Genomic DNA, 24,105 nt, shown 5'->3' with positions numbered 1-24,105 from the left:
GCCCGGGCCCGGGCCCGGGCGGCGGCGCCGGGGTCAGTGCACCCAGCCCGCGTACCGCTGGGTGAAGCGCAGACCGGTGCCCGCCGTCACGACGACGTCGTAGCGGCCCTGCTTGTCCAGCGGCCAGGCCAGGTTGGCCTGCTTGCCGGGCTTGACCCAGACCGTCTGCGCGGTGCCCGCGAAGTCGTTGGGCACCGCGGTGAAGCCGACGTCGGTCAGGCCGTCGTTGACCAGTTGGAGGGTGAGCCGGGAGGAGTCGCTCAGATCGGCCGTCACGATCGGCACGCCGATGTCGTTCTGGCCGTCCTCACCGTCCCGGACGACGGTGCCGGCGAAGCGCCGGACGAAGCCGTCGGGGCCGTGGACGGTGAAGTCGTACCGGCCGTGCGTGGCGGCGGCGTCCCAGACGTAGGTGGCGGTGGCAGCGGGCGCCACCGTGTACGGCGTCCCGGCGAACGGGAGGACGATGTTGGGGTAGACGGTGTAGGGGAAGGCGACCGAGCCGTGGTTGCTCATCGTGCAGGTGACCTTGCCGGTCTTCCGGTCCACCTCGACGTCCGCCCAGGGCTGGTAGGGCAGGTGACGGTGCGGGCGCTCGCCGGGCTCCTGGACGGGCATCGACTGGGTGCCGGCGGCGGGCAGCGCGACGCCGGGGAGCGCCGCCCCGGCGTCGGCCCTGGCCATCAGGGCCACGGTGTCGGGCAGCCTCGGTATCGAGAAGTCCGGGGCCGCGAAGTCGAAGCAGCTGGTGAGGTCACCGCAGACGGCCCGGCGCCAGGCGGAGATGTTGGGTTCGGCGACCCCGGTGACCTGTTCCATGAAGCGCAGGACCGAGGTGTGGTCGAAGACCTGGGAGTTGACGTAGCCACCGCGGGACCAGGGGGAGGCGACCCAGAGCGGTACCCGGTTGCCGAGGCCGATCGCGCGGCCCTGGGTGAACTCCTCGGGCGTACCGGCCTCGGGGGTGGGCGGCACCATGTGGTCGAAGTAGCCGTCGTTCTCGTCGTACATGACGAGGAAGACGGTGTGCTGCCAGACGGCGGGGTTGGACATCAGCGACTGGAGGGCCTGGTTCACCCAGTGCGCGCCGTACGCCGGGCCGGCGTTGGGGTGTTCGCTGAACAGGTAGGGCGCGACCAGCCAGGAGACGGTCGGCAGGGTGGCGTCCTTGCAGTGGGCGTCGAAGGCCGCCGGGTCGAACCTGGTCATCGCGTTGACGTAACGCGGGTCGTCCTTCGGGAAGTTGTGGAACTGCTTGAAGTAGGACAGGGCGTTGTCGTCGTAGTCGCCCGTCCGGTCGTCCTTGCTGGGGTTGTGGTAGACCCGCCAGGAGACGCCGGCCGCCTGCAGCCGCTCGGCGTAGGTCGTCCAGTCGGCGACGGGGTTGTCGGTCACCGGGGTGTTGTCGATCCAGGGGCCGGTGGTGCCGTCCCGGCCGGGGCCGCAGGTGCCCGTCCACAGGTAGAGCCGATTGGGGTCGGTCGGCCCGGCCAGCGAGGTGAAGTAGGCGTCGCAGAGGGTGAACGCGTCGGCCAGCGCGTACTGGTAGGGGATGTCGGCGCGGGTGAAGTACCCCATGGTGCGCTCGCCCTTGGCCGCGATCCACTTGTTCATCGCGCCGTTGTTGATCGCCTGGTGACCGGTCGCCCAGTCGTGCGGGAGGCCGCCGGCGTTCTGCGCGTTGTACTTGGCCGTGTCCATCCGGTACGGCAGCATCGCGCCGCCGTCGGCGCGCCCGGCGTCGGGCTGGCGGAACACGTCGGTGCCGTCCGGGAACCGGAGGGCCTGCTTGTCACCGAAGCCGCGGACGCCGTTGAGGGTGCCGAAGTAGTGGTCGAAGCTGCGGTTCTCCTGCATCAGCACCACGACGTGCTTGACGTCCTTGATGGTGCCGGTGGGCCGGTCGGCGGCGGGAGCGGCGCTCGCGGACGCGGCGGGCAGGCCGGTCAGTGCGGCGGCGCCGGCGGCCGCGGTGGCGCCGACGAAGGAACGACGGGAGAGATCGGACATGGCGAACTGGCCTCTCGGGGCGGGGGAGGGAGCAGGACGGGGCGGGAGGCCGTCAGAGCTGGAAGGTGGCGACCGCGGCGGCGCTGTCGGAGGGCCACTGGTTGGCGGCGATCGCGGCCGGGTCGGTCCCGGTGGCGGGCCAGTCGGCCACCAGGGTGTGCGCCTCGACCAGCTTCAGCGGGCCGGCGTACAGCACGTAGTCGATCCGGTCCTGCGGCTCCGGCTTGCTGCCCCGCTGCTTGCGGACCGGCGACCAGGTGGCCCCGGGCGCCTCGGCCGGGTTCCGGTTCTCCTCCCGGAAGCTGTCGGTCAGTCCGGCCTCCTGGAGGGCCACCGTGACCGGCCAGTTCAGCGGGCCGACCCCGCCGTGGCTCGCCGCGGTGGCCGCCGTCCAGTCCAGGTGCGAGGGCGAGGAGAGCGCGCCGGCGAGGACCACCGGGGTGTGCGCGGCGGCCTCGGCGCGGACGGCCGCGGCGAGCGCCGTGGCCTGCTGGAGGCGGGCGGAGGCGCTCTCCCCGGCGGTCACCTGGGCGGCGCTCTGGCCGTCCTGCACCGCGTAGGGGCCGTAGTTCGCCTCGTCCAGGTGGGCGGCCCAGAAGCGGAGGCCCCGGCCGCCGGGCAGCTGCACCGTCACACCGGCCGCGGGCAGCCCGGCGGTGACCGGGGTGACGGCGGACAGCGGGTAGCGGCTGAGGACCCCGACGCTGCCCGCGCTCTGGTAGGCGTACCAGCCGAGCGCGGTGGCCAGGCTCCGGGCGGCGCTGCCGGCCGTCTCCTGGAGGGCGAGCACGTCCAGGCCCTGGGCGAGCACCACCCGCAGCTGCTTCTCCACCGCGTCGGTGAAGGCCGCGCCGGCCTCGGCGAGGTTCCAGCTCGCCACCTTCAGCCGCAGCGGCCCTGCCGGGTCCGCCACCGGGATCTGCACAGTGACGGTGTCGGTGGCGCCCGCGCTGTCCTTCACGCCGACGACCACCACCTCCGGGTTCTTCGGCGCGGTGGCGGGCGCGGTGCCGGTGAGCGTGCCGTCGGAGCCGACGGAGGCCCAGGCCGGGCCGCTGATCTTGCGGAACGCCGCGGTGCCCGCCGGGTTGCCGGCCGGCCGGGACCAGAGACCGCCGAGCTTGACCGAGACGGCGCCCCCGGGCGCCACGGCGGCGGTGGTCAGCGCGTCGACCGCGCTGTGCGGGCGGACCACGGCGGGCTTGGGCCGGAAGGTGAAGGGCGCGGTCTGCGCCAGGACGCCGTAGCCGTCCTTGGCGAGCAGGTACGCGGTGTACGGGCCGCCGGTCAGCGCCGAGGTGTCGAGCTGCACGTCCCCGGCGGCGGCCGGGGTGTACTTCCAGAGCAGCGACGAGCCGGTGCCGGGCTTCCTGCTGCCGTCGTAGATGCCGACCCAGTTCTTGCCGTCCGGGGCGTCGGTGCTCCAGTGGAAGGTGAGCCTGTCGCCTTCGACCGGGTTGGCGGATGAGCTGAGCGTCAGGGCGCTGCCTGCGGCCACGGTGGTCCTGTCCGCCGCGCCCGGGCGACCGGTCCGCGGGAGGGCACGGCCGGGCCCGTCCGCGGCTGGTCACGGAGATCGGGATGAGGGTTGCCGGCAGTTGGCTGTACAACTGCGGGCGACCCCATTCATCCCAAGGTCGGCGACGGTCGCATGAACGACGCATGACGCGGTGTCGGGCGCTGCGGGAACTCCGGCCCCGACCAGGCCGCCGGCGCGGCGGGCGTCGATCGGGCGCGCTGGCGGGCGGGTGGACGGGCGGCGGTGCCGACCGGTGGGCGGTCAGGCCGCCCGGGGCGTGCCGGGGTCGGCGCCCGGGGGTGCGCTCGGCGGGCCGCCGTGGGCGGCTTCGACGAACTCCTTGAAGTCGTGGAGGTCGTCGATGACCTGACGGTCGACGAAACCCAGCGCCTCCCCGATCCGCTCCAGCAGACCCTGCGGTTCGACCTCCAGCTGGAGCATGATCCGCGTGCAGTCCTCCCCGAGACGGTGGAACGTCACCACGCCCGACTGCCGGACCTCCCCGGCCACCGCGGCCCAGGCCACCCGCTCGTCCGGCACCACCTCGGTCGTCGCGGCGTCGAACTCGCGGTGCGCGCCGGCCACGCCGACCACCCAGTGGGTGAGCTCCCCGCCCCGCCGCTCGATGCTGACCACGCCGCGCATGAAGCGCGGGAAGTCCTCGACCTTCCGCCACTGTTCGTACGCCACCGCGAGCGGCACGTCGACCAGGACCGACTCCTCGATCTGTGTCATCACGTTTCCCTTCTCCGCCGAGGTCCGACCGCCGGGCCGGCGGTCGGTCGTAGGGGCGCCTGCCCCGGCCCCGCCCCGGTATGCACCCGGGCCGACGATCCGTCAGACGTCACCCGGCCGGCCCAGCGCGGATCCGGCGGCGGCGGGGGGACGATCGGCCGCCGGGCAGGCCGGGGGGTGGGCGGCGGGGCCGGAGCGGGTGTGGGCGGCGGAGCCGGGGGCAGGCGGGACCCATTCCCGCGGACCGCCCCCGCGGGACCGACCCGAGGAAGGGAACCGCACACCATGGGGTGGAGCCTCGTCCGCCTGATCGTCGTCGCCGCTTCGGCCGCCGTCGCCGCCTACGGCCTCAACCTGCTCACGGAGGCCGTGGCACGACTGGTCGCCGCACGCGGGCACACCGGTCCCACACCGACCCTGCTCCGCGCCTGTCGGCCACCCCTGCTGGCGGCCACCGCCTGCGGACTGATGCTCGCCGGGGAGCCGTGGGCCCGTACCGCCCCGGTCGTGCACGCCGCCGTCCGGCATCTGCTGGTGCTCGCGACCATCGCCGCCTGCGCCTGGCTGGCCGCGCGGCTGATCGCCCTGGCGACGAGCGGCGCGATGCAACTCGCCGGGCGGCGGCGCAACCCCGCCTGGGCGGGCCGGGCCCGGACCCAGGCCGGTCTGCTCGGCCGGATCTTCCAGGCCACCGTCGCCGTGGTCGCCCTCGGGGCGATGCTGATGACCTTCCCCGCCGTCCGGGGGCTCGGGACCAGCCTGCTCGCCTCCGCCGGGCTGGTCGGCGTGGTGGCCGGGATCGCGGCCCAGAGCACCCTCGCCAACCTGTTCGCGGGCATCCAGATGGCCTTCGGCGACCTGATCCGGATCGGCGACGTCGTCGTGGTCGCCGGCGAGTGGGGAACGGTGGAGGAGATCACGCTCACCTCGGTGGTGATCGCCACCTGGGACCAGCGGCGACTGGTGATGCCGATGTCGTACTTCGCCGGCCGCCCCTTCGAGAACTGGTCGCGGCGCACCAGCAAGATCACCGGCACCGCGCTGTTCCACCTGGACCACCGCACCCCGGTGCCCGAGCTGCGGGCGGAGTTCGAGGCGTTCCTCGCCAAGAGCTCGCTGTGGGACGGCGAGGGCAGCGCCCTCCAGGTGGTCGACACCACACCGACCACCATCGTGGTGCGGGCCCTGATGACCGCGCCCGACGCCGACGCCGCGTTCGAGCTGCGCTGCCAGGTCCGCGAACACCTCGTCGGCTACCTGTGCGAGACCCATCCGCACGCCCTGCCCCGAGTGCCGGTCGCCCGCGCCGCAGGACGAGACGAGGCTCACATGTCGGGTTAATCACACCTTCTTTGCAGAATCACCACACATCAAAGGGGAATCGGTCCGAAGATCCCGGGTACACAGGGACAGACCGTCGCGGAACCGATGAAAGGACCGACATGGCTCCGTCCAGTGATGCTCTCCTCGCCCCTGTGTTCCCCGTTCAGGGCCAGGCCCGGCCGAGCGCCGGGCCTTTGGGAGCCACCTCCGGAACGCCCGGTCTCTCCGGCCTCTCGACGACCACGGAGATCACCGAGCTTCCCGAGCTCCCCGAGATCGCCGAACCGAGCGAGGTCTCCCCCGCCGACGCGCGTGAACTGACCCGGACCCTGCTGGCCCGGCTCGACGCACTGGAGGAGGGCACCCGGGAGTACTCCTATGTCCGGGCCACGCTGATCGAGCTGAACATCTCCCTGGTCCGCTACGCCGCCCGGCGCTTCAATTCCAGCCGCGAGCCGCAGGAGGACCTCGTCCAGGCGGGCATCGTCGGCCTGATCAAGGCGATCGACCGCTTCGACTCCCGGCACGGTGTGGAGTTCACCACGTTCGCGGTGCCGACGGTGCTCGGGGAGATCCGCCGCCACTTCCGTGACACCACCTGGGCCGTCCACGTGCCGCGCCGCCTCCAGGAGCTGCGGCTGACCCTGGCCAGGGCTCAGGAGCAGCTCACCCAGCGGCTCGACCGCGCCCCGACCGTCGCCGAGCTGGCCGAGCACCTGTCGCTCACCCCGGAGGAGGTGACCGAGGGGCTGACCGCCGCCAACGGCCACACCGTGGGGTCGCTCGACCTGGGCTCCGAGTCCACCGACGACGACTCCCGGGGCTCCCTGGCCGACCGGCTCGGCATGGAGGACGGCCGGCTGGAGAAGATCGAGAGCCTGGTCGCCCTGAAGCCCCTGATCGCCGCGCTGCCCGAGCGTGACCGGCAGATCCTCTCGATGCGCTTCACCGAAGAGCTCACGCAGTCCGAGATCGGCGCCCGGCTGGGCGTCTCCCAGATGCACGTCTCCCGGCTGCTCAGCCGGATCCTCGGCCGGCTCCGCGCCGGTCTGGACCAGGACTGACCGAGCGACCCCGGCGGCCGGGGCGCCACTCCTCCTGTGGGGCGTGCGCCTTGGCCGCGGGCTTTCCCCCGCGTATGGTCGAAGGGAACTCTCTGGAGGGGAAAGACAACCACGATGCCAGTCGAGGACGAGCAGTACCGGACCACGGCCGCGGCGAGCACTCTGCCGCCCGCGCTGACCGTGGACATAAGGCGGGCCGACGCCGAGGCGGCGGTCTGCGCGGTGGCGGGTGATCTCGACATCGACAGCCTCCTGCCTGCCGAGCGGGCGCTGACCTCGCTGGTCGACGAGGGCACCCCCCTGGTCGTGGTCGATCTGGAGGGCGTCGGCTTCTGCGACTCCTCCGGCCTGAACCTGTTGTTGAAGACCCGCCTGGCCGCCTCCGCCGCCGGGGTGGAGTTCCGCCTCGCGGCCGTGGCCACGCCGGTCGCCCGCGTCCTGGAACTGACCGGCGCCGGCGCCGTGTTCTCCATCCATGACTCGGTCGGCGCGGCGCTCGTCCGTTGAACACGACCGTGCGATCCGGCCCGCTCCGCCCGCCCATGACCACGGGCGACCAGTCGAACGGCCGTCACAGGAATATCCTGGCGCTGCCCGGGAATCCGATCGGACGACGAGCCACAGCAACCGCACGAAGGGGTGAACCGCATATGACGAGGGGCCGGGGCACCCTGGACGACAACCGGTCCGGAGCCACGCTTCCGGAGGCCGGCCAACGCCGGCGGCTGCGGCTGGCCGGCCTGCCCAAGCCGGTGGCCCGTTCGCGTGCCTTCACCCAGCAAGCGCTCGCCGACTGGGCGTGGCTGGCTCCGGAGAGCGGCGCGGACCCGGACGTGGCGGACGATGTCGTGCTGCTCGTGGCCGAGCTGGTGGCCAACGCGATGATGCACGGCGGCGGGCCGCTCGAACTCGTACTGGACGCGTCCGCGGCCCGGCTCCGGGTGGAGGTGAGCGACGGCGAGTCCGCGCTCCCCGAGCCCCGCCTGCCGCACCGGCCGGGGCTGCCCGGCGGCCACGGCCTGTTCATCATCCAGCGGGCCGCCGACCGCTGGGGCGCCGAGCGCCACGAGCAGGGCAAGGCGGTCTGGGTCGAGATCGACGCCGCCCGGCTCGCTCCCGGGCGCTGAGCGGCTCGGGGTTCAGGGCTCTCAGGGGTCAGGGCTCTCAGGGGTCAGGGCTCTCAGGGTTCAGCAGAACACAGGGTCTAGCAGGACACAGGCCACGGCCCGGGCGGTTTCCCCGCCCGGGCCGTGGTGTTCGTCGTGCTCCGGCCGATCCTCGTGCGTCGGCTGTTCGTCGTACCGGGCTCTCCGCGGCTCGCCGGCCGACGCGGGTGGTTGCGCCCGAAGCCCGCTCCGGGGGGAACCCCGCGCATGGCCGGGGGCGGTGACGCAGCCTCGTGCTGAGGTCGCCACCGCCCCCGGCCGTCGCGCTCCGCTCAGCCGGTCTCCCCCACCAGGCCCGCCACCGTGTCCGGCCAGTCGAGCAGCCGGTGCTCCGTCCCCGGGGCGACCACCTCGTACGTCCGGCGGAGGAAGTGCACCATGTCCCGGGAGGACAACACCAGGACGGCACAGCCCTCGTCGCCGTGGAACTCGACGGCGATCACGCCGGGAGCCCACGGCCGGACCCGTAGGTCCCCCAGACCGGACGGCTTGCGCAGCCCCTCCCCGAACAGCTCGCGGGCCGCCGTCCAGGACAGCGCGCCCTCCACTCCGAGCGAGGCACCGGCTCCGAAACCGAGCGACAGCGCGAACGGGTCGGCCGGGTCGTAGCGCAGCCCCATGAGCACCGGCCGGGGCTCCGGGCCGACGAGACAGGCCTCGATGACGTCCTCGACGATCTCGGGCACCGTGCGCCCCCCTTCTGTTGCGGCAGTGGTGCACGCCCGGCTACCCCCGCCGGCGGGGACCATGCGTGTCAGAACCACTCGAGCGCCTCCGGCCGGTACACTTGACCGCTCGTCATGTCGCCCTACGGGCCCGCGAGGGGCGCCGAACCGACGGTTCGGTCGGGGGCTCAGTCGAGGCCGCGGGCGTGCCGGAGCCGGGCGGAGATCGTCTCGGGCTCGACGATCGGTGCCGGGTAGTCGGCCGGCGGGTGGTCCAGCCGCCACGGGCGGTGCACGGAGCGACCGGGCAGGTCGGCCAACTCAGGGACCCAGCGCCGGACGTAGGCCCCGCCCGGGTCGAGCCGGTCCGCCTGGGCGAGCGGGTTGAGCACCCGGTTCGGCCGGGTGTCCGTACCGGTCCCGGCCACCCACTGCCAGTTGAGCTGGTTGTTGGCCAAGTCACCGTCCACCAGCAGCCGCAGGAAGTGGGCGGCGCCCGTCCGCCAGTCCTTGTAGAGCGTCTTGGTCAGGAACGAGGCCGTCACCAGCCGGGCCCGGTTGTGCATCCAGCCCTCCTGGGCGAGTTGGCGCATGCCCGCGTCCACCAGGGGGAAGCCGGTGCGGCCCCGGCGCCAGGCCTCGGACTCCGCGTCGTCGGGCAGCCACTGGTCCCCCTTGGACCGGTAGTCGGCGTGCGCCGCCTCCGGGCGGGCGGCGAGCACCTGGTGGTGGAAGTCCCGCCAGGCCAGCTGCCGGACGAACGCCTCCGCACCGCTGCCGCCGCGTCGTTCGGCGGACGCCACCAGCTCGGCCGCGGAGACGCAGCCGAAGTGCAGGTAGGGCGAGAGGCGCGAGGTGCCGTCGGCGGCGAGGTCGTCGTGCAGTTCCTCGTACCGCTCCAGGTCGTAGCCCTGCCAGAGCTTGCGGCCGGGACGCTCACCGCCCGGCGGCAGCCCCGGCGAATCCGGCGTGACGGCCGGGACGGGCTCGCTCGCGAGGCCCTCGGGCGTGCGCAGCGCCCGGGGCGCGCGGAGCACCGTCCGGCGCGGAGCCTGCTGCCAGGTGCGGAAGTACGGGGTGAACACGGCGTAGTGGTCCTTGCCTGCGGGGCTGACCGCGCCCGGTACGGCCACGGTCAGCACGCCGTCGTGAACGTGGAGACGGGAGCCGAGGGCGTCGCGCAGGGCCTGCTCGCGGCGGTGGGCGAAGGCGCTCACGCCGGCGGCGACGTGGACCGAGACGGCGTCCACCTCGGTGGCCAGCCGGGCGGTCTCGGTGGCGGCCGTGCCCCGGCGCAGCACCAGCCTGCCGCCGAGCGGGCGCAGCGCGGCGTCGAGGTCGGTGAGGCAGTCGGCGAGGAAGGCCATCCGGTTGGGCGGGGCGAAGCCGGCGGCGTCGACCTCGGGGTCGAGGACGAACAGCGGCACGACCTCGTCGGCGGCCTCGGCGGCGGCCCGGAGCACGGGGTTGTCGTGCAGGCGCAGGTCCTGGGTGAGCAGGGCGATGGAGACGGTCATCAGTGGTGGCCCGGGGGTCGTGGTGGGGTGGATGTGGGGCAGGTCCGGCCGGTCCGGCGGAGGCGGCGTGCGGCGGTGCGGCGGTGCGGCGGTGCAGTGTTCGGCGGTGCGGCGGTGCGGCGGTGCAGTGTTCGGCGTGCGGCGGTGCGGTGTTCGGCGTTCGGCGTTCGGTGCGCGGGGCGGCTGCCGGTCGGCGGCTGCCCTGCGGGGACAGACGAGCCTCCCACCCTGGTGCGCCGAACGGGGCACGGCGCGCCGGGAATTCACGGCCGGTCCCTATCCGGGACGGAGCCGCGGGCAGCTCAGCGCGTCGCCGGCCGGGGCCGGGTCCCTGCGCCAGAGGGCGGGGTCCCTGCATCCGAGGGCGGGGTCCCTGCGTCAGTGGGCGGGGTGCCATTCCACCAGGACGATCGTGGCGTCGTCGGTGAGCCGGTGGTCCTGGCGCTCCAGCAGTGCGTGGATCAGCCGCCGCAGTGCCTCCGGAGCGGCCTCCCCGGCCTCCGCGGCCCGGACGATCATGTCCGTCAGCCGTTCCTCGCCGAACAGCTCGCCGGCGGCGGAGCGTGCTTCGGTGACGCCGTCGGTGTGGATGAGCACGCGGTCGCCCGGCTCCAGCAGGACCTCGTGGACGGTGTCGGGCATCCGCTCGTATCCGGCGAGCCCGAGGGGGAGTTCGGCGGCCCGTTCGAGCGCGGCCGGTACCACCCGCTGGCGGCGGATCAGCAGGGGCGCGGGGTGCCCGCGGTTCACCCAGCTCAGCCGGCCGTCCGAGGTGTCCAGCTCGGCGAAGACCCCGGTGAGCAGCCGCTCCGGGAACCACCGGTCCAGTTCCCGGTCGATCACGGCGGCGATGTCCGCGAGCCCGCCCCCGGCCCGGCGGACGGCCCGGCAGGCCGCGATCGCCAGTGCCGACGACCCGCCCGAGGCGAGGTCGTGCCCCATCGCGTCGACGACGGTGAGCCGCAGCCGGCTCCCGCTGAAGCTGTGGTCGAACGCGTCGCCGCCGATCTCGTAGGCGGGCTCCAGCACCGCGGTCGACGTCACGTGCCTGGTGCCGACCGTGCGCGGTGGCATGAAGGCCCAGGCCAGTTCGGCCTGGAGGGTCATCGGAACGATCCTGGTGGTGTCGATCAGATCATCCACGAAGGACAGTTTCGCCACCACGATCAGGCCCACCAGCGAGGCGAGGGCCAGGCAGCGGTCGATGTCGACGGCCGCGTCCGGGGGCGCGTCGACGCGGAGCACCCCGATCCGCTCGACACCGTCGACGATCGGCAGCCACAGCACCCGGCCGGTCCCGTCCTCGGCCGGCACGGACTGGGGCACCCCCGTGCAGTAGGCCCGGCTCGCCGGGCTCCCCTCCAGCGGGAGCACCCAGCTCGGCGACCGTTCAGGGGCCGGAGCGCCGGCGTGCGGGGGCGAGCCGGGGAGATCGGGCACCTCGGACACGACGACCGGCCCGGTGGGAGCGTCGGTGCCCTCCGCCGCCGGTGGCAGCAGCGGTGCGAGCTGCACCTGCCGCACGTCGGCGAGCAGGACCAGCGCGTCGGTGAGCCCCATCGCCCGGGCCGCGTCCCGGACGGCCGTCGCGAGCTCCCCGGGGCCGATCCGCTGGGAGGCCACCAGCAGGCCCTCCATCGCCCGGCCGAAGCCGATGTCGTCCATGGCCTCCACCTTCCGCCGGGACCATTCTCCGCCGATTCGCGCGGCCGGTCACGGCGTGCGACGGGGCCCGGGCCGCCGCGCCGTCTGGCCGCCGGGCCGTCCGGCCTCAGGCGAGGGTCAGGAAGAGCTTCTCCAGCTCCGCCTCGCTCATCGGCGGGGCATCCCCGTCGGCGGCGGCCATGCACTGGCGCATCCCGCTGGCCACGATCTTGAATCCGGCACGGTCCAGGGCGCGGGAGACCGCCGCCAACTGGGTGACGACGTCCTTGCAGTCCCGGCCTGCCTCGATCATCGCGATCACACCGGCCAGCTGCCCCTGGGCCCGGCGGAGCCGGTTCAGGACGGCGCCCACCGCTTCCTCGTCCACCTGCATCCCGGGAGCCGCCTTCCGCCGTCGTGACCGAGCCGCCAGCGTACCCCGTGGGGTATCGCGGCCGCCGGGCCGACCCGTACGCACCCCTCCCCCGGGCCGCTCAGCGCCTGGCCAGCCGCCGCTCACCGCCGGCGCCGGGGGTGTAGGCGAGTGCGTAGTGCGCGAAGACCGCCGGTTCGTCCTCGGCGGGCAGCACGTCGTCGGTGCCGATCGAGGGCGCCTGCTTGACCACGCCCTTGGCGAACGCGACCCGGACGTAGCCGGGCCCGACCACGGCGCCGTCGAGCGGGACGAACACCAGCCGCCGCCGGGACGGCAGGCCGACCGTGACGGTCACGAAGAACGGCTGGTCACTCGCCGTCTCCACGTACACCGACTCCAGCGTGCCGATCCGGTGGTCCTTCTCGTCGACCACGGCGTGGCCGCGCCACTCCCTGATGTCAGCCATTCCGATCACCGCAGCCTCCCGTTCACCGCAGCCTCCCGTGTCGCCGGTGCCGTCCTCGGACACCCGGGATCTCCATCCTGCGCCGCGACGGGCCGGGGCGCCCGGCGAGCACCGCGGCACCTGACCGGCCGGAGAAGGGGTACGCGGGCCGGCGGCCCCCGGCACTCGTCGACGGGCCCGCGCAGCCGGGGAGCCGGGGAGGCCGAGGAGGCCGGGGAGGCCGGGGAGGCCGGGGAGGCCGAGGAGGCCGGGGAGGCCGAGGAGGCCGGGGAGGCCGAGGAGGCCGGGGAGGCCGGGGAGGCCGGGCCGAGCGGGCGCACGTCGAGGCCCCCGGCAGGTGAGCCTGCCCGGCGCCGTCCTGCACTCGCTGCGGCACGCTTCGGTGGCGGGGACCGGCGAGGCCGTGGGAGCGGCCCCGCGCCCTGGAGCTGTCCGGCCGGCCAGGTGACGCGCCGGGCTCGCCCCCATTGGAAGGGGCGGCTGTGAGGGAGACGGCTCGTGAAGCGGCCGTTGCGTGGGTGCAGAAGATCACGGACGCGGATTGTGCCGACGAGGCCGAGCTGTGCGGGGTCATGGAGGCGTAGGGCAAGGCCCTCGGCTGTCCGAGCGGCTACGGCAGCGACTTGATCTTCTGGCCCGAGGGAAGGCAGCCGACGGCTCCCGAGGTCGTCGATCAGGCGTTGGGGTACCGGCCCTTCGCCCGGTGAGAGGGCCCCGCGGCCGGACGGCCGGGCACCGTGTGCCGAATGGCGCGCCGCCGTGGGTACGACGGCAAGGACCGTCAGCCTTTCGGCGGCTCGAGCCGGGGCCCGGGTCTTCTCCGGTCCCGGAGCGGACTCCGGCTACCGCTCCGGTACCGGGGAGGCGGTCACTGTCGGGGGAAGTCCTGGTCCGCCCGGAGGGCGAGGGTGCGCCACCCGTGGGTGATCTCCTCGCGCAGCGCGCCCGCGTCGGGCTCGGTGCCGCCCGGGCCGTGGCGCGTCGTCAGCAGGTCCAGCAGTGCGCCACCGTCGCCGGGGCGGGTCTGCGGGTCCGCGATCAGCGCCCGGCCGACCACCGCCGCGAGGGCCGGGTCGAGCGCGGCGAGGGCTGCCAGAGCCGTCGGCTCCGGGCCGGTGTCGACGATCCGGCGGATCACCGCCCCCGTGCTGGCGGCCGCGAACGGACTCCCCCCGTGGGCCGCGCACACCACACAGCAGGCCCAGGCCCAGACGTCCGCCGCCGGGCCGACCGGCCCGTCGCCGAACTGTTCGGGCGCCATGTAGGTCAGCGTCCCCGGGCCGCCGCCGGTGCGGGTCAGCCGGGTGCCGTCGACGATCGCCGCGATGCCGAAGTCGAGCAGCCGCGGCCCCGCCGTCGTCAGCATGATGTTGGCGGGCTTGAGGTCCCGGTGCACCAGCCCCAGCCGGTGCACCCCGCGCAGCGCGACGGCCAGCGCGAGCGCGAGGGCCCGCAGCGCCTCCGGGGAGCGGATCGGCCCCTGCTCGCGCAGATGGACGTCGAGCGGGCGGCCGTCCAGCAGCTCCATGGCCAGGTAGGGGCGCCCGGAGTCCACACCGGCGTCCAGCACCCGGGCGGTGTAGGCGCCGGAGACCATCGCCAGCACCTCCGCCTCGCGCTCGAAGCGACGCAACAGGTCGGCTTCCCCGAGGAGTTCGGGGTTGATCGTCTTCAGCGCGACCTGGGTGGCCGAGCCCTCCCGACGGGCCAGGTAGACCGTCCCCATGCCGCCGGCCCCGATCCGGCCGAGCAGTTGGTACCCGCCGATCGTCCGCGGCTCGTGCGGGTACAGCGCCTGGTGCGGGACGTGCCCGACGGGTGAGGCGGGTGAGGCGGGTGAGGCGGGTCCGGCCTGCCTCGCGGGTTCGACGCGCCCGAGGTGCAGCGGAGCCGGCGCGACCTGCGGCGCCGGTGGGGCGGGGACGGACCACGGCGCGTCGACCGGGGCGGCGGGCATCGGCAGGTAGGACGCGGGCCGGGCGGCGGGCGGAGCATCCGGCGGGACGTGGGCCGTGCGGCCGGCACCGCCGGCCAGCGGACGCCGGCTGGTCACGAGCGCGATGATCTGGAACATCAGCGCACCCTCGACCACCCCGATCGGCAGCACCAGTGCACCGAGCACCGCGCGGAGGACGAAGCCGCCGATCAGCCGGACGATACTGCCGGTGGTCGCCCCGGCCCCCGGGGGCATGCCGACGACCAGCAGGTTGCGCTGCGTCAGGAGCCAGAGGAACACCCAGCCGAGCAGGGCGACCACCGCCGGGATGAGGTAGATCGGCTGCGTGATGGAGAAGTGGACGTCCAGGGCCTTGGCGATGGCCAGCGGGCTCTCCGAGACGATCGACGGCATCATGTAGACGAAGTCGGTGTCGGCGATCGTCGAGTTCAGCAGGGCCAGCAGGCCGGCCGCGCTCAGCAGCACGAGCACCTGTTCACCGACCGCCGCCGCCGTCAGCCCCGACGGCACCGCCACCCTCCCGCCCGGGCCCGCGAGGCGACCGATCGCGCGATGACGGGTGGCCTGCTGAGCCCCCATCAGAAGCGGCAAGGACACCATCCGCACGACCAGTGCGACGCCGCCCAGGACCAGGATGATCAGGCCCAGCGGAGTCTCCGTGTAGCTCTCCATGAACGCCCCCCGTTGTGCCGTTCGCCGGTCAAGCAGACCGAGTATAGGCCGCGTCGCGATCACTCCGGCCGAACGGCGAACGGGGTCCGGGGGGACGGCGAGTACGGCGCGGGCGGACGGCGGCGGCCCGGGCGGACGGCGGCGGCCCGGGCGTCCTTCACGCGCCTCGGCGCCGGGCCGGGCGGGCCGGTACGCCCGACGCGCACAGGAGTTGCCAGGCCACCGCCGCGGTCAGTCCCCAGATCAGCCACCCCACGCCGAAGTGGCCGGACCACCCGGCAAGCAGCAGCGTCAGCCCGAGGCAGGGCAGCGCCCAGCGCAGGGTCCGCCGCCAGGACGCCCCGGCCACCGCGGCCGCCAGCACGCCGACCCCGAAGTACCCGACGAGGCTCCCGCACAGCAGCCGGCGCGCACCCTCCGGGGTGTGGCCGTACGGGTGCGCGAGGCCCAGGCCCAGCCCGGCCGCCAGGACGGCGAGCGCGCACGTCGTGGCGGCGTGCAGCGCCATCATGACGCGCACCGGGAGGACGCCCGGGCCGTCCTTCGGCACACCGCCGTACCCGTGCAGCAGCGACATGCTCCACAAGCCGATGAGCAGCGCGAAGCCGCCCGCCGCGGCGCGGACCAGGGCCGCGTGCCAGACGGCCTCCCCCGCCACCGAGGTGATCTGGATGACCCCCTCGCCCAGCACGATGATGACGAACAGGCCCAGCCGCTCCACCAGGTGCGGGACGTCGGCGTAGGCCGCCTCGACCACCGGCACGCGCTCCGCGGTCCCCCGCTTCCTGATCAGGCGGTCCATCCGCTCCTGCGCCAGTCGCAGCACCCGGCTGCCGGAGGTGGTGAGCATGATCAGCAGGTCGAGCGCGAGACCGAGGGCCCACAGCCCGTACCGCGTCGGGGTGTCCGCCCAGAGCGAGACGATCCAGGGCACCGTGCCGGCGCCCAGCTGGGCCAGCGGCCAGTCCACGACCACCCGGCCGGGCCGCCAGAGCCGGCCGGAGAGCCAGCGCAGGAAGATGTACGCGAGCGCGAACGCCCGCGCGTGGTCCGCCCGGATCCCGGGGACGGCCGCGACCATGACGGCCAGGCCGAGCATCGCCGGCAGCAGGCCGGGCGTCCAGTCCCGGCCGCCCTCGACGTTCCCGTAGACGGTGAAGCAGACCCAGGAGATCCAGAACGCGAGGTAGAGCAGGACGTAGAGACCGAGGTCGGCGGCCGAGGGACCGTCGTGCAGCAGGTGGGAGAGCTGCAGGACGCCCGCGACGACGACCAGGTCGAAGAAGAGCTCGGTCCAGGAGGCATGCCGCTCGACGGGCGGCTGACATGTGCTCATGGGGAGAACATCGGCCGGGCGGCCCGCCCGCTGGAGGGAGCCCGGTGTCCGTTACCTCCTGCGCCCTGCCTCCCGGCTCCCGGCTCCCGCGCCGTACCGCCGGTCGACGGGTGCGGCTAGATCTCCATGGACATGTACACCGCGCGCTTGCCGTAGCAGGCCGGAACGGCGACCTCGCGGTGGGTGCGGTAGCCCAGCAGGGCGAGCAGGATGTCGCTGCGCCGGACCGCCACCATGGAGATCCGCTCGAAGCCCTGCTCCTGCGCCTCCTCGCGGATGTGGCGGATGAACCGGAGCGCCACGTCCTTGCCGCGCAGCGGCTCCGCGATGACGAAGTCGTGCACGTGCAGGTTGCGCGACTGGAAGTCGGCCTCCTCCACCTGCCCCAGGTCCGGGCACTGGTAGAGCGGGTAGGGCAGGCTCAGCAGGTAGCCGCCGACCTTGCCCCCGTGCTCCAGCACGAAGCAGGTGTCGGGTGAGGAACGCGCCCTGGACTGCAGCGCCTCCCGGCCCTCGGAGAGGTCGTCCGCCGCGTAGGCGTCGGACTCCAGCGCCACGACGGCGTCCCAGTCCTCGTCGGCCAGCAGGCGGAAGCTGATGTCGTCCGTCATCTACTCGGCCCCTCCGACGGTGGCACCGGCTCCGCCGGCGGGGCTGCCGCCCGGGCCGGTCAGGCCGTCGGTGCGGGCGGCCGCCACCATCGGGCCCCAGGCGGCGATCAGTCGCGCGAAGTCCTCGACGTCCGCCTTGGCCTCGTCGAGCAGGCGCTCCCGCAGCGGGGTCAGGTGCTCGGCGAACTCCGCGTACTTCCCGCCCAGTTGCCGGTACGAGCGGTCGAGGACGTCCAGCCGGTGGACGTTCTCCGCCCGGTCCGTCCCGGCGCTGTCCCTGACCAGTTCCAGGATCGTGTCGACCCGTACGTGGTGCTGCTCGTCGAGCAGCTCGCCGCCGGCCGCCATCATCCGACCGTAGACGGGGTAGAGGTAGAGCATCGACAGCAGGAACTTGGTGAACCGCAGCTGGTAGGCGGTGAATCCGGCACCGCTCCGACGGCCCGGAGTGTAGTAGTTCACGATGTGCCGGTTGTGCACCACGCCGGGCAGGGTGGCGTCCAGGACCACATGCAGCAGGAAGTAGTCACTGCCGATGGTCTCGGTCGCGGGCGGCAGCGGGACGCGCTCGTAGACCTCGTGATCGAAGCCGATGTTGCACATGTCCACCTGCCAGATGTCGGGAGCACCGAGCACCGACTCGTCGGCGGTGAACGGGTCCGTCCCGCCCCCGGTGAACGACGCCTCGACCAGCTGCCGCTTCTCCTCCTCGGACCAGACGGGCGGCGCCCAGAGGCTGACCACGTCGTAGTAGAGGGCCGGGTCCAGCTCGCGGATCTCGCTGACGTCGACGGAGAGTTCACCGATGAAGGAGCTGCCGACCAGTGACACCGGCTTCTCGGCGTCCGCCGGCTCCAGCTCGCTCTTGGTGACGGCCGCCTCCGCGTCGGCCGCCCGCTTCCCGAGCGACAGCAGCTCCTGGTGGATCGGGAAGACCGGCTTCCCGTCGAGGACCTGGTAGTCGCTGTCCGAGTCCCGACGGTGGACGGAGTCGCAGCCGAGGGCGGCGGCGATCAGGAACGCCCGGTTGGTGCAGGCACCGTAGGAGACGGCGTCGGGCAGCATCAGATCGAGCAGCCGGGCCGGTTCGGCCACGCCGGCGGCGTCGACCACCCGCCCCAGGAACTCCCGCTGCCGGGCCTCGTCGAGGTGGTGCACGACCACGCCCGCCGCCCCGGGCAGTTCGGCCACGGCGCGCGCGTGCGCCGCGAAGGTCGACGCGTCCGAGGAGTCCAGGACGACCAGGTGCACCTCGACCTCGAAGTGCCCGGCGGCGTACGCCGCCTCCTTGCCGATCGCCGAAATCGTCTCGGCACAGGCCCGGTTGGTGGGCAGGGCCAGACAGATTCTGCGCATGCCAGTTCTCCGTTCGGTCATCAGGTGTCTTGCTGTTAAAGCGAGTTGGGCGAGGCCGAGCGTGGACCGAAGACCCGGTGCGTGCGGTGGCGAAGCGCTGGGCGCGCCGTGGACCGGCGCAGCGCCGTCCGGCATCCCGTTCCGGTCACTCCAGGGGTCGAGTCCGTTTGCCACCACGCCGATCAGGTACTCCTTGCGGCAGCCGGACCGGCGCCCACCAGCGTCGGCAGCGGGCGCGGCTCCGGCACCACCACCGGCGCCACCACCGAGACCACGCGAACCGGCCGGACAGGCTGAACGGGCCCGAGGGACCGAACGGGCCGGAGCACGGCGAAGGCGCGACCGGCCACCGGTGGACCACACACCGGACCGCCACAACTCACCGTTTCAGCCGGGTAGTTGATGCCCACGACGGGGACTCCTGCCAAGGCGCCCCCGCGCCGCCGACTGGCATTCCCCTACGGTGGACTAGACCAACTTCCGGTGTCAACCGCCTCCTTGGATCGGCTCCGGGGCACGGGGGCACGCTGCCCGATCGGGCAGCCGCCGCTGCCCGCGGCACGGAGCCGTGCGACGGCCCTCGGGAGGTGAGCCGTACACCGTTGACCACCGGGTTGCCGGGCCCGGGCGCTCGGTTGGCGCGGTCGGCCCGGGCGTTCGGTTGGCGCGGTCGACCCGGGCGTTCGGTTGGCGCGGTCCGTCCGACCGGTCCGGGCCTCAGAGTCCTCCCCGGCCGTCCGTCAGGGTGCGGACGTCGAGCAGCGGTGGATCGACCGGCCAGGGCAGCGCGGTGCCGGAGGCACTCGCCGCCAGGCGCAGCGCACCGAGCAGTGGCGGGCCGTCGGGGCGGTGCGGGCGCGCCGTCGGGAGGCGGTCGGCCAGCGCCGCCAGCGCCGCCCCGCGCAGGCGGTCCAGGGCGAACAGGCCCCCGGTCAGGGCGACCCGCGGGTCGGGCAGCCCGACGGCCCGGACGGCTGCGGCGGCCGCGTCCGCGATCTCCTCCCCCGCCCGCCGCACGATCGCGCCCGCGACCGGGCAGCCGCCGTCGGCCGCGTCGACCACGTCGGGGGCGAAGGCGGCCAGCAGGGCGGCCCGGTCGGGGCGCGGCTGCAGGGCGGCGGGCAGGCCGGCCACCGGGCCGTAGCGGCGCTCGGCCGACGCCAGCAGTACGGCCGAGCCGCCCGTCCGGCCGTCGTGGGCGCGCAGCGCAGACTCCAGGCCGGCCCGGCCGATCCAGCCGCCGCTGCCGCAGTCGCCGAGCAGTTGGCCCCATCCGTCGGCCCGGTGCCAGCCCGTGTCCGGGTGGACGCCGATCGCGACCAGACCGGTCCCGGCGGCCACGGCCACACCCGGTCGACGTCCGAGGGCGCCCACGTGGGCGGTGACGGCGTCGCCGGCCAGCACCAACCGGTCCGCACCCGTCGCGCGGGCGAGCGGGGCGGGGAGTTCGCGGGCGAGGTCCCGGCCGAGCAAAGCCATGCCCGTGGCCCCGACGGCCACCGCCCCGATCCGCGCGCCGGGCGGCAGGCCGGCGATCAGCGTGCCCAGGGCGGGGAGTACACGGCTCAGCAACGCCTGCGCGTCGTGCCCTCCTGCGGTGATCCGGGCCGGGGCCGCGATCCGGTCGGTCCGGGCGCCGGAGAGGTCGGCGGGCCACCCGCCGGGAGCCAGGGCGAGCCGGACTCCGGTGCCGCCGACATCGATCCCGACCACCCAGCTGCCGTCCCGACAGTCCTGGCCGGGATGGCCGGGATGGCCGGGATGGGGCGCGGTGGAGCCGGCGGGGTGCGGTCCGGCGGGATCGATCCGGTCCACAGCGGCCCTCCGCTCGGTGCTGTTCGTGCCCGGGACGGGACGTCCGTACGAGCCGGCTCGGCTTCCCCGTGAGGTGTCACCCCCGGGGCCTGTCCGAAGTGTGCCACCGCGCCCCGCCGGGCAGCCGTCGCTCCGGAGGTCCCGGGCACCGTCGTCCGGCCTGCCCCCTCGGGGACGCATCGGGCGGTTTGCACCGCGGACAAGATCATCAAACGATGCGCCCGGGACGGCGGGAGGGCCCCGCCGCACGGACCGGGGGACGTGTGACCGTCGCGCGCGAGGTCGAGTTCGACTGCGAGGAAGTGTTCGAGCCCCACGACGCGGTCCGGCCAACTCTCACCCGGTCATCACCGCGCGCGACGCGTTGGTCGGCCCGGACCGTCTTCGACGGCGAACGCGTCCGCTACGTCCAGGACGGGCTCGTCCACCCGACGCACCACCGCCGGGGCCTGGAGCTCGCCCGGTTCTCCACCGGCCAGGAGTCGACGCCGGAGGGACAGCGCAACCACGTCTCCTACCCCGCCGGGATTCCTCTCCTACGAGGAGAAGCGGATGTCGGCGTCCGGGCTCCCCCGGGCCCGGCCGCCCGGTCCGGCACCTCCCGGCACCGGACCGCAGGCGGGCGGCTGACGGTTCCCGCGCCCGCCCGCGCCGCGGGCACGGGAACGGCGAGCACGGGTGCGGCGGACACCGGCGGGGCCGCCCCGGTGGCGGCGGGCGGTTCAGCCGCGCTTGACGGCCACGCCGCCGTACATCGCGATGTCCTGGTCGCGCACCGGCGCCGCGTCCGCGTCCGGCCGCCACTGGTGGACCAGGGTCACGCCCGGGTCGAGCAGGTCGTAGCCGTCGAAGAAGGCGAGCGTCTCGTCCTTGTCGCGGATCTGCAGGGGAATCCCCCGCGCGTTGTACTCGCGGCCGACACCGCCCACACCCACCGGGTCGGTGTCCCCGGTGAAGACGGTCAGCGCCAGGAAGCTCCCCGGGGCCAGCTCGTCCATGAACCGCCGCACGATGCCCTGCGGGTCGTCCTGGTCGAGGACGAAGTGCACGATCGCGATCAGCGAGAGCGCCACCGGCTGCGTCAGGTCCAGGACCTCGCGCAGTTGCGGGGCCCCGATGATCGAGTCGACGTCGCGGAAGTCGGCGTCGATGTAGGTGGTCCGGCCCTCCTCGGTGCTCGACATCAGCGCGCGGGCGTGGGTCAGCACGATCGGGTCGTTGTCGACGTAGGCGACGCGGGCCTCGGGGGCGATGCCCTGGGCGATCTCGTGCACGTTGGGCGAGGTCGGGATCCCGGTGCCGATGTCCAGGAACTGGCGGACCTTGTGCTCCTCGGCGAGGTGGCGGACCACCCGCTGCATGAAGGTGCGGGTGGTGCGCATCGAGGTCGGCAGGGCCGGCCAGGCCTTGACCGAGGCGTGGGCGGCGGTCCGGTCCGCCTCGAAGTTGGTCTTGCCGCCGATGAGGTAGTCGTACACCCGGGCCGAGTGCGGGACGTCCATCCGCAGGTCCACCCCCGGCCAGCGCCGCTCCTGCCGGTTCCCTGACATCCACCCCATGCCTGACATCCTCGCCCCTCCCGCTCCCCGCTCACCCGGGGAAGCAGCTCCGGCCGCCCCGCTGGCGGGCCATCGTGCGCATGGTAACGGTGCCGCCCGAACAGCGCGGCTGCCGGGGTCCGGACAGCGCGGGGCCGGTCGCGGGACCAACGCCCGGCGGCCGCAGCGGCCGTGGTGCCCCGTCAGCCCGGCGGCCGGGCAGCACGGGCCGGGCCCGTCGCGCCCGGGCTCGCGGGCGCGACGGGCGCGACGGAGCCGGGTACCGCGGGGCGACCGGGCTCAGCGCGGCGGGCGTGCCGCGCGGGCGGCCGGGACCAGGCCGGACTGGTAGGCGATGGCGACCAGTTGGGCCCGGTCGCGGGCGTCGAGCTTGGACATCGCGCGGTGCACGTGCGTCCGGACGGTGAACGGGCTGACGTACATCCGCTCGGCGATCTCCTCGTTGGTCAGACCGGTGGCGGCCATCGACATCACCTCGCGCTCGCGGGCGGTGAGCACCGCCAGCCGCTCCGACGCCCCCTCGCCGGCCCCGCCGGGATCGGGCTGGGCCAGGAACTGGTCGATCACCGCGCGGGTGGCCGCGGGCGAGAGCAGGGCCTCCCCGGCGGCCACCGTGCGCAGCGCGGCGAGCAGTTCCTTCGGATCGGCGCCCTTGCCCAGGAAGCCGCCGGCGCCCGCCCGCAGCGCCTGGGCCACGTACTCGTCGATCTCGAAGGTGGTGAGGATGAGCACCCGGGTGCCGCTGAGCTCCGCGTCGGCGCAGATCGCGGCCGTCGCGGAGAGGCCGTCGACGCCGGGCATCCGGATGTCCATCAGGACGACGTCGGGCCGGGTGGCCCGGGCGAGCTCCACGGCCTCGCGGCCGTCGGCGGCCTCCCCCACCACCTCCATGTCCTCGGCCGCGTCGATGAGCACCCGGAAGGCGCCGCGCAGCAGCGCCTGGTCGTCGGCGAGCAGTACGCGAATGGTCATGCGTGGTCCTTGTCGTCTCGGGCGGCGGTGCGCAGGGGGAGTTCGGCGGAGACCAGGAAGCCGTCGTCCGGGCGGCGGTCGGCCCGGAGCCGGCCGCCGACGGCGGCGGCGCGCTCGCGCATGCCGATGAGCCCGTACCCGGCGGCGCCGGGCGCCGCCGGGGCGAGGCGGGGCCGGCCCGGCGCGGGCCCGTTCCCGGTCGGCCTGGCGTTCGCGACGGTGAGCGCGACCTGGCTGCCGGAGTAGGCGAGCGTGATGTCGGCGCCGGCTCCCCGGGCGTGCTTGGCCACGTTGGTCAGGGATTCCTGGACGATCCGGTAGGCGGTCAGGTCCACGCCCGGGGAGAGCGGGCGCGGCTCGCCCTCGACGGCCAGCCGGACAGGCAGTCCGGCGCTTTCGAAGGAGTTGATCAGGTCGGGCAGCTGCCCGAGCCCGGGCGCCGGCTCCAGTGGGGCTTCGGGGTCGTCGGCGCGGCGCAGCAGCCCGACGGTGGCCCTGAGCTCCTGCAGTGCGGAGCCGGTGGCGTCGGTGAGGTGGCTGAGCATCTCGCGGGCCTCGGCGGGGTGGGTGTCCATCAGGTGCACCGCGATGCCGGCCTGGGCGTTGGCCAGGGCGATGTGGTGTGCGACGACGTCGTGCAGGTCGCGGGCGATCCGGATCCGCTCGTCCGCGACCCGGCGGCGGGCCTCCTCCTCGCGGGTGCGCTCGGCGCGTTCGGCGCGCTCCTCGATCGCGGCCAGGTGGGCCCGCCGGTTGCGGATCGAGTCGCCGACGGCGCCGGGCAGGACGACCCAGGTGGCGACGCCGATCTTCTCGGCCAGCGGCGCCTCGGAGTCGACGACCAGGGCGGTGACGGTGAGCGCGACCGCCGAGACGGCGGTGGCGACCCGGGCGGTGAGTCGGTCGGTGCGCACGGCCAGGAAGTAGAGCGCGACGATCAGCGGCAGGATCAGGGTGGGTGTCGGTTTGGCCGCGATCAGCTCGATCACGACCCCGAGGCCGAGGGTCGCCGCCACCACCGTGCGCGGGTAGCGGCGGTGGAGGAGGAGTACGGCGCTGGAGACGGCCGCCAGGGCCAGCGGTACGGGGGCGGGGCGGCCGTAGTGGCCCGTCCTGTCGATCATGGTGCCGGCGACGGTGAGCAGGAACAGGGTGAGCGCGGCCACCGTGTCCAGCAGGCGGGGGTGATGGCGGGCGTGGCGCCGCAGCCAGGTGTCGGTCATCTCGTGCTCTCTGGGGTCCGGGAGGCGGTGGCGGCGCCCCCGGGCGGGCTCCTGCCGACTGCGGTCGCCCGCCTCCGCCGGGTGGCGGGGCGGGCGGGGTCGGGGCCGCCGGCGCGGAC

Annotated in this window: 20 protein-coding genes; 4 read left to right on the top strand and 16 right to left on the bottom strand. The window is 74.4% G+C overall.

Going from position 1 to position 24,105, the window contains the following annotated elements; all coding sequences use genetic code 11:
• Positions 1-33 precede the first annotated feature (33 nt).
• The 3 genes from ACFWA9_RS28835 to ACFWA9_RS28825 form a co-directional block, all read right to left on the bottom strand.
• The gene (locus ACFWA9_RS28835; RefSeq protein WP_380390816.1) at positions 34-2,010 is read right to left on the bottom strand and encodes a phosphocholine-specific phospholipase C; all 1,977 of its coding nucleotides are present in this window, start codon (positions 2,008-2,010) and stop codon (positions 34-36) included.
• A 52-nt stretch (positions 2,011-2,062) separates the two neighbouring features.
• Positions 2,063-3,508 carry an endonuclease/exonuclease/phosphatase family protein gene (locus ACFWA9_RS28830; protein WP_380390814.1) on the bottom strand — a complete coding sequence of 482 codons (1,446 nt, stop codon included), beginning with the start codon at positions 3,506-3,508 and terminating at the stop codon, positions 2,063-2,065.
• Positions 3,509-3,790: 282 nt separating this feature from the next.
• Complete coding sequence (locus ACFWA9_RS28825) at positions 3,791-4,264, bottom strand: SRPBCC family protein (RefSeq protein WP_329491338.1); 474 nt, start codon at positions 4,262-4,264, stop codon at positions 3,791-3,793.
• A 285-nt stretch (positions 4,265-4,549) separates the two neighbouring features.
• Here ACFWA9_RS28825 and ACFWA9_RS28820 point away from each other — a divergent pair, with 285 nt between their 5' ends.
• The 4 genes from ACFWA9_RS28820 (at position 4,550) to ACFWA9_RS28805 (ending at position 7,778) form a co-directional block, all read left to right on the top strand.
• Positions 4,550-5,605, top strand: a complete 1,056-nt coding sequence (locus tag ACFWA9_RS28820) for a mechanosensitive ion channel domain-containing protein (protein ID WP_329491337.1) — start codon at positions 4,550-4,552, stop codon at positions 5,603-5,605.
• A gap of 101 nt (positions 5,606-5,706) precedes the next feature.
• Positions 5,707-6,651, top strand: coding sequence for a SigB/SigF/SigG family RNA polymerase sigma factor (locus tag ACFWA9_RS28815; RefSeq protein ID WP_380390811.1), 945 nt, complete (start codon positions 5,707-5,709; stop codon positions 6,649-6,651).
• 114 nt (positions 6,652-6,765) lie between these two features.
• A complete protein-coding gene (locus ACFWA9_RS28810) occupies positions 6,766-7,158 on the top strand; it encodes an STAS domain-containing protein (RefSeq protein WP_380390809.1) in 393 nt (130 codons plus the stop codon).
• A 143-nt stretch (positions 7,159-7,301) separates the two neighbouring features.
• Complete coding sequence (locus ACFWA9_RS28805; protein ID WP_329491334.1) at positions 7,302-7,778, top strand: ATP-binding protein; 477 nt, start codon at positions 7,302-7,304, stop codon at positions 7,776-7,778.
• 311 nt (positions 7,779-8,089) lie between these two features.
• On the opposite strand, the gene ACFWA9_RS28800 is transcribed toward ACFWA9_RS28805, so the two are convergent.
• The 13 genes from ACFWA9_RS28800 to ACFWA9_RS28740 form a co-directional block, all read right to left on the bottom strand.
• Positions 8,090-8,503, bottom strand: a complete 414-nt coding sequence (locus ACFWA9_RS28800) for an SsgA family sporulation/cell division regulator (RefSeq protein ID WP_352296513.1) — start codon at positions 8,501-8,503, stop codon at positions 8,090-8,092.
• Positions 8,504-8,670: 167 nt separating this feature from the next.
• Positions 8,671-9,999, bottom strand: a complete 1,329-nt coding sequence (locus ACFWA9_RS28795) for a cryptochrome/photolyase family protein (RefSeq protein ID WP_380390807.1) — start codon at positions 9,997-9,999, stop codon at positions 8,671-8,673.
• A 378-nt stretch (positions 10,000-10,377) separates the two neighbouring features.
• Positions 10,378-11,664 carry a PP2C family protein-serine/threonine phosphatase gene (locus tag ACFWA9_RS28790; protein ID WP_380390805.1) on the bottom strand — a complete coding sequence of 429 codons (1,287 nt, stop codon included), beginning with the start codon at positions 11,662-11,664 and terminating at the stop codon, positions 10,378-10,380.
• 106 nt (positions 11,665-11,770) lie between these two features.
• Positions 11,771-12,037: a metal-sensitive transcriptional regulator gene (locus ACFWA9_RS28785; protein WP_329491330.1), complete on the bottom strand. Its 267-nt coding sequence runs from the start codon at positions 12,035-12,037 to the stop codon at positions 11,771-11,773.
• Positions 12,038-12,137: 100 nt separating this feature from the next.
• Entirely contained in the window at positions 12,138-12,485 is a 348-nt protein-coding gene (locus ACFWA9_RS28780; RefSeq protein ID WP_380390802.1) for a PRC-barrel domain-containing protein, read from the bottom strand.
• Between the two features lie 868 nt (positions 12,486-13,353).
• Positions 13,354-15,114: a serine/threonine-protein kinase gene (locus ACFWA9_RS28775; RefSeq protein ID WP_380390800.1), complete on the bottom strand. Its 1,761-nt coding sequence runs from the start codon at positions 15,112-15,114 to the stop codon at positions 13,354-13,356.
• Between the two features lie 157 nt (positions 15,115-15,271).
• Positions 15,272-16,450, bottom strand: coding sequence for a low temperature requirement protein A (locus tag ACFWA9_RS28770; protein WP_380390798.1), 1,179 nt, complete (start codon positions 16,448-16,450; stop codon positions 15,272-15,274).
• Positions 16,451-16,566: 116 nt separating this feature from the next.
• Positions 16,567-17,061: a GNAT family N-acetyltransferase gene (locus tag ACFWA9_RS28765; protein WP_329491326.1), complete on the bottom strand. Its 495-nt coding sequence runs from the start codon at positions 17,059-17,061 to the stop codon at positions 16,567-16,569.
• On the bottom strand, positions 17,062-18,417 hold the full coding sequence (locus ACFWA9_RS28760) for a DUF6271 family protein (protein WP_380390796.1): 1,356 nt from the start codon (positions 18,415-18,417) through the stop codon (positions 17,062-17,064).
• A 717-nt stretch (positions 18,418-19,134) separates the two neighbouring features.
• The gene (locus ACFWA9_RS28755) at positions 19,135-20,232 is read right to left on the bottom strand and encodes an N-acetylglucosamine kinase (RefSeq protein WP_380390794.1); all 1,098 of its coding nucleotides are present in this window, start codon (positions 20,230-20,232) and stop codon (positions 19,135-19,137) included.
• Positions 20,233-20,954: 722 nt separating this feature from the next.
• Positions 20,955-21,800, bottom strand: a complete 846-nt coding sequence (locus ACFWA9_RS28750) for an SAM-dependent methyltransferase (RefSeq protein ID WP_380390792.1) — start codon at positions 21,798-21,800, stop codon at positions 20,955-20,957.
• Between the two features lie 270 nt (positions 21,801-22,070).
• On the bottom strand, positions 22,071-22,763 hold the full coding sequence (locus ACFWA9_RS28745) for a response regulator transcription factor (RefSeq protein WP_352296490.1): 693 nt from the start codon (positions 22,761-22,763) through the stop codon (positions 22,071-22,073).
• Positions 22,760-23,986, bottom strand: coding sequence for a sensor histidine kinase (locus ACFWA9_RS28740; RefSeq protein WP_380390790.1), 1,227 nt, complete (start codon positions 23,984-23,986; stop codon positions 22,760-22,762). Before ACFWA9_RS28740 ends, ACFWA9_RS28745 begins: the two co-directional genes overlap by 4 nt.
• Positions 23,987-24,105 lie beyond the last annotated feature (119 nt).

This window comes from Kitasatospora sp. NPDC059973, assembly GCF_042737525.1.
Lineage (GTDB): Bacteria > Actinomycetota > Actinomycetes > Streptomycetales > Streptomycetaceae > Kitasatospora.
This window is presented reverse-complemented; position numbering and strand designations above follow the sequence as displayed.

Excerpts from the sequence above, each read along its gene's own strand:
- ACFWA9_RS28750 (WP_380390792.1), bottom strand. The coding sequence starts at position 21,800 with ATGTCAGGCATGGGGTGGATGTCAGGGAACCGGCAGGAGCGGCGCTGG.
- ACFWA9_RS28835 (WP_380390816.1), bottom strand. The coding sequence starts at position 2,010 with ATGTCCGATCTCTCCCGTCGTTCCTTCGTCGGCGCCACCGCGGCCGCC.
- ACFWA9_RS28820 (WP_329491337.1), top strand. The coding sequence starts at position 4,550 with ATGGGGTGGAGCCTCGTCCGCCTGATCGTCGTCGCCGCTTCGGCCGCC.
- ACFWA9_RS28805 (WP_329491334.1), top strand. The coding sequence starts at position 7,302 with ATGACGAGGGGCCGGGGCACCCTGGACGACAACCGGTCCGGAGCCACG.
- ACFWA9_RS28795 (WP_380390807.1), bottom strand. The coding sequence starts at position 9,999 with ATGACCGTCTCCATCGCCCTGCTCACCCAGGACCTGCGCCTGCACGAC.
- ACFWA9_RS28770 (WP_380390798.1), bottom strand. The coding sequence starts at position 16,450 with ATGAGCACATGTCAGCCGCCCGTCGAGCGGCATGCCTCCTGGACCGAG.
- ACFWA9_RS28745 (WP_352296490.1), bottom strand. The coding sequence starts at position 22,763 with ATGACCATTCGCGTACTGCTCGCCGACGACCAGGCGCTGCTGCGCGGC.
- ACFWA9_RS28810 (WP_380390809.1), top strand. The coding sequence starts at position 6,766 with ATGCCAGTCGAGGACGAGCAGTACCGGACCACGGCCGCGGCGAGCACT.
- ACFWA9_RS28825 (WP_329491338.1), bottom strand. The coding sequence starts at position 4,264 with ATGACACAGATCGAGGAGTCGGTCCTGGTCGACGTGCCGCTCGCGGTG.
- ACFWA9_RS28775 (WP_380390800.1), bottom strand. The coding sequence starts at position 15,114 with ATGGAGAGCTACACGGAGACTCCGCTGGGCCTGATCATCCTGGTCCTG.
- ACFWA9_RS28790 (WP_380390805.1), bottom strand. The coding sequence starts at position 11,664 with ATGGACGACATCGGCTTCGGCCGGGCGATGGAGGGCCTGCTGGTGGCC.
- ACFWA9_RS28785 (WP_329491330.1), bottom strand. The coding sequence starts at position 12,037 with ATGCAGGTGGACGAGGAAGCGGTGGGCGCCGTCCTGAACCGGCTCCGC.
- ACFWA9_RS28780 (WP_380390802.1), bottom strand. The coding sequence starts at position 12,485 with ATGGCTGACATCAGGGAGTGGCGCGGCCACGCCGTGGTCGACGAGAAG.
- ACFWA9_RS28765 (WP_329491326.1), bottom strand. The coding sequence starts at position 17,061 with ATGACGGACGACATCAGCTTCCGCCTGCTGGCCGACGAGGACTGGGAC.
- ACFWA9_RS28760 (WP_380390796.1), bottom strand. The coding sequence starts at position 18,417 with ATGCGCAGAATCTGTCTGGCCCTGCCCACCAACCGGGCCTGTGCCGAG.
- ACFWA9_RS28740 (WP_380390790.1), bottom strand. The coding sequence starts at position 23,986 with ATGACCGACACCTGGCTGCGGCGCCACGCCCGCCATCACCCCCGCCTG.
- ACFWA9_RS28815 (WP_380390811.1), top strand. The coding sequence starts at position 5,707 with ATGGCTCCGTCCAGTGATGCTCTCCTCGCCCCTGTGTTCCCCGTTCAG.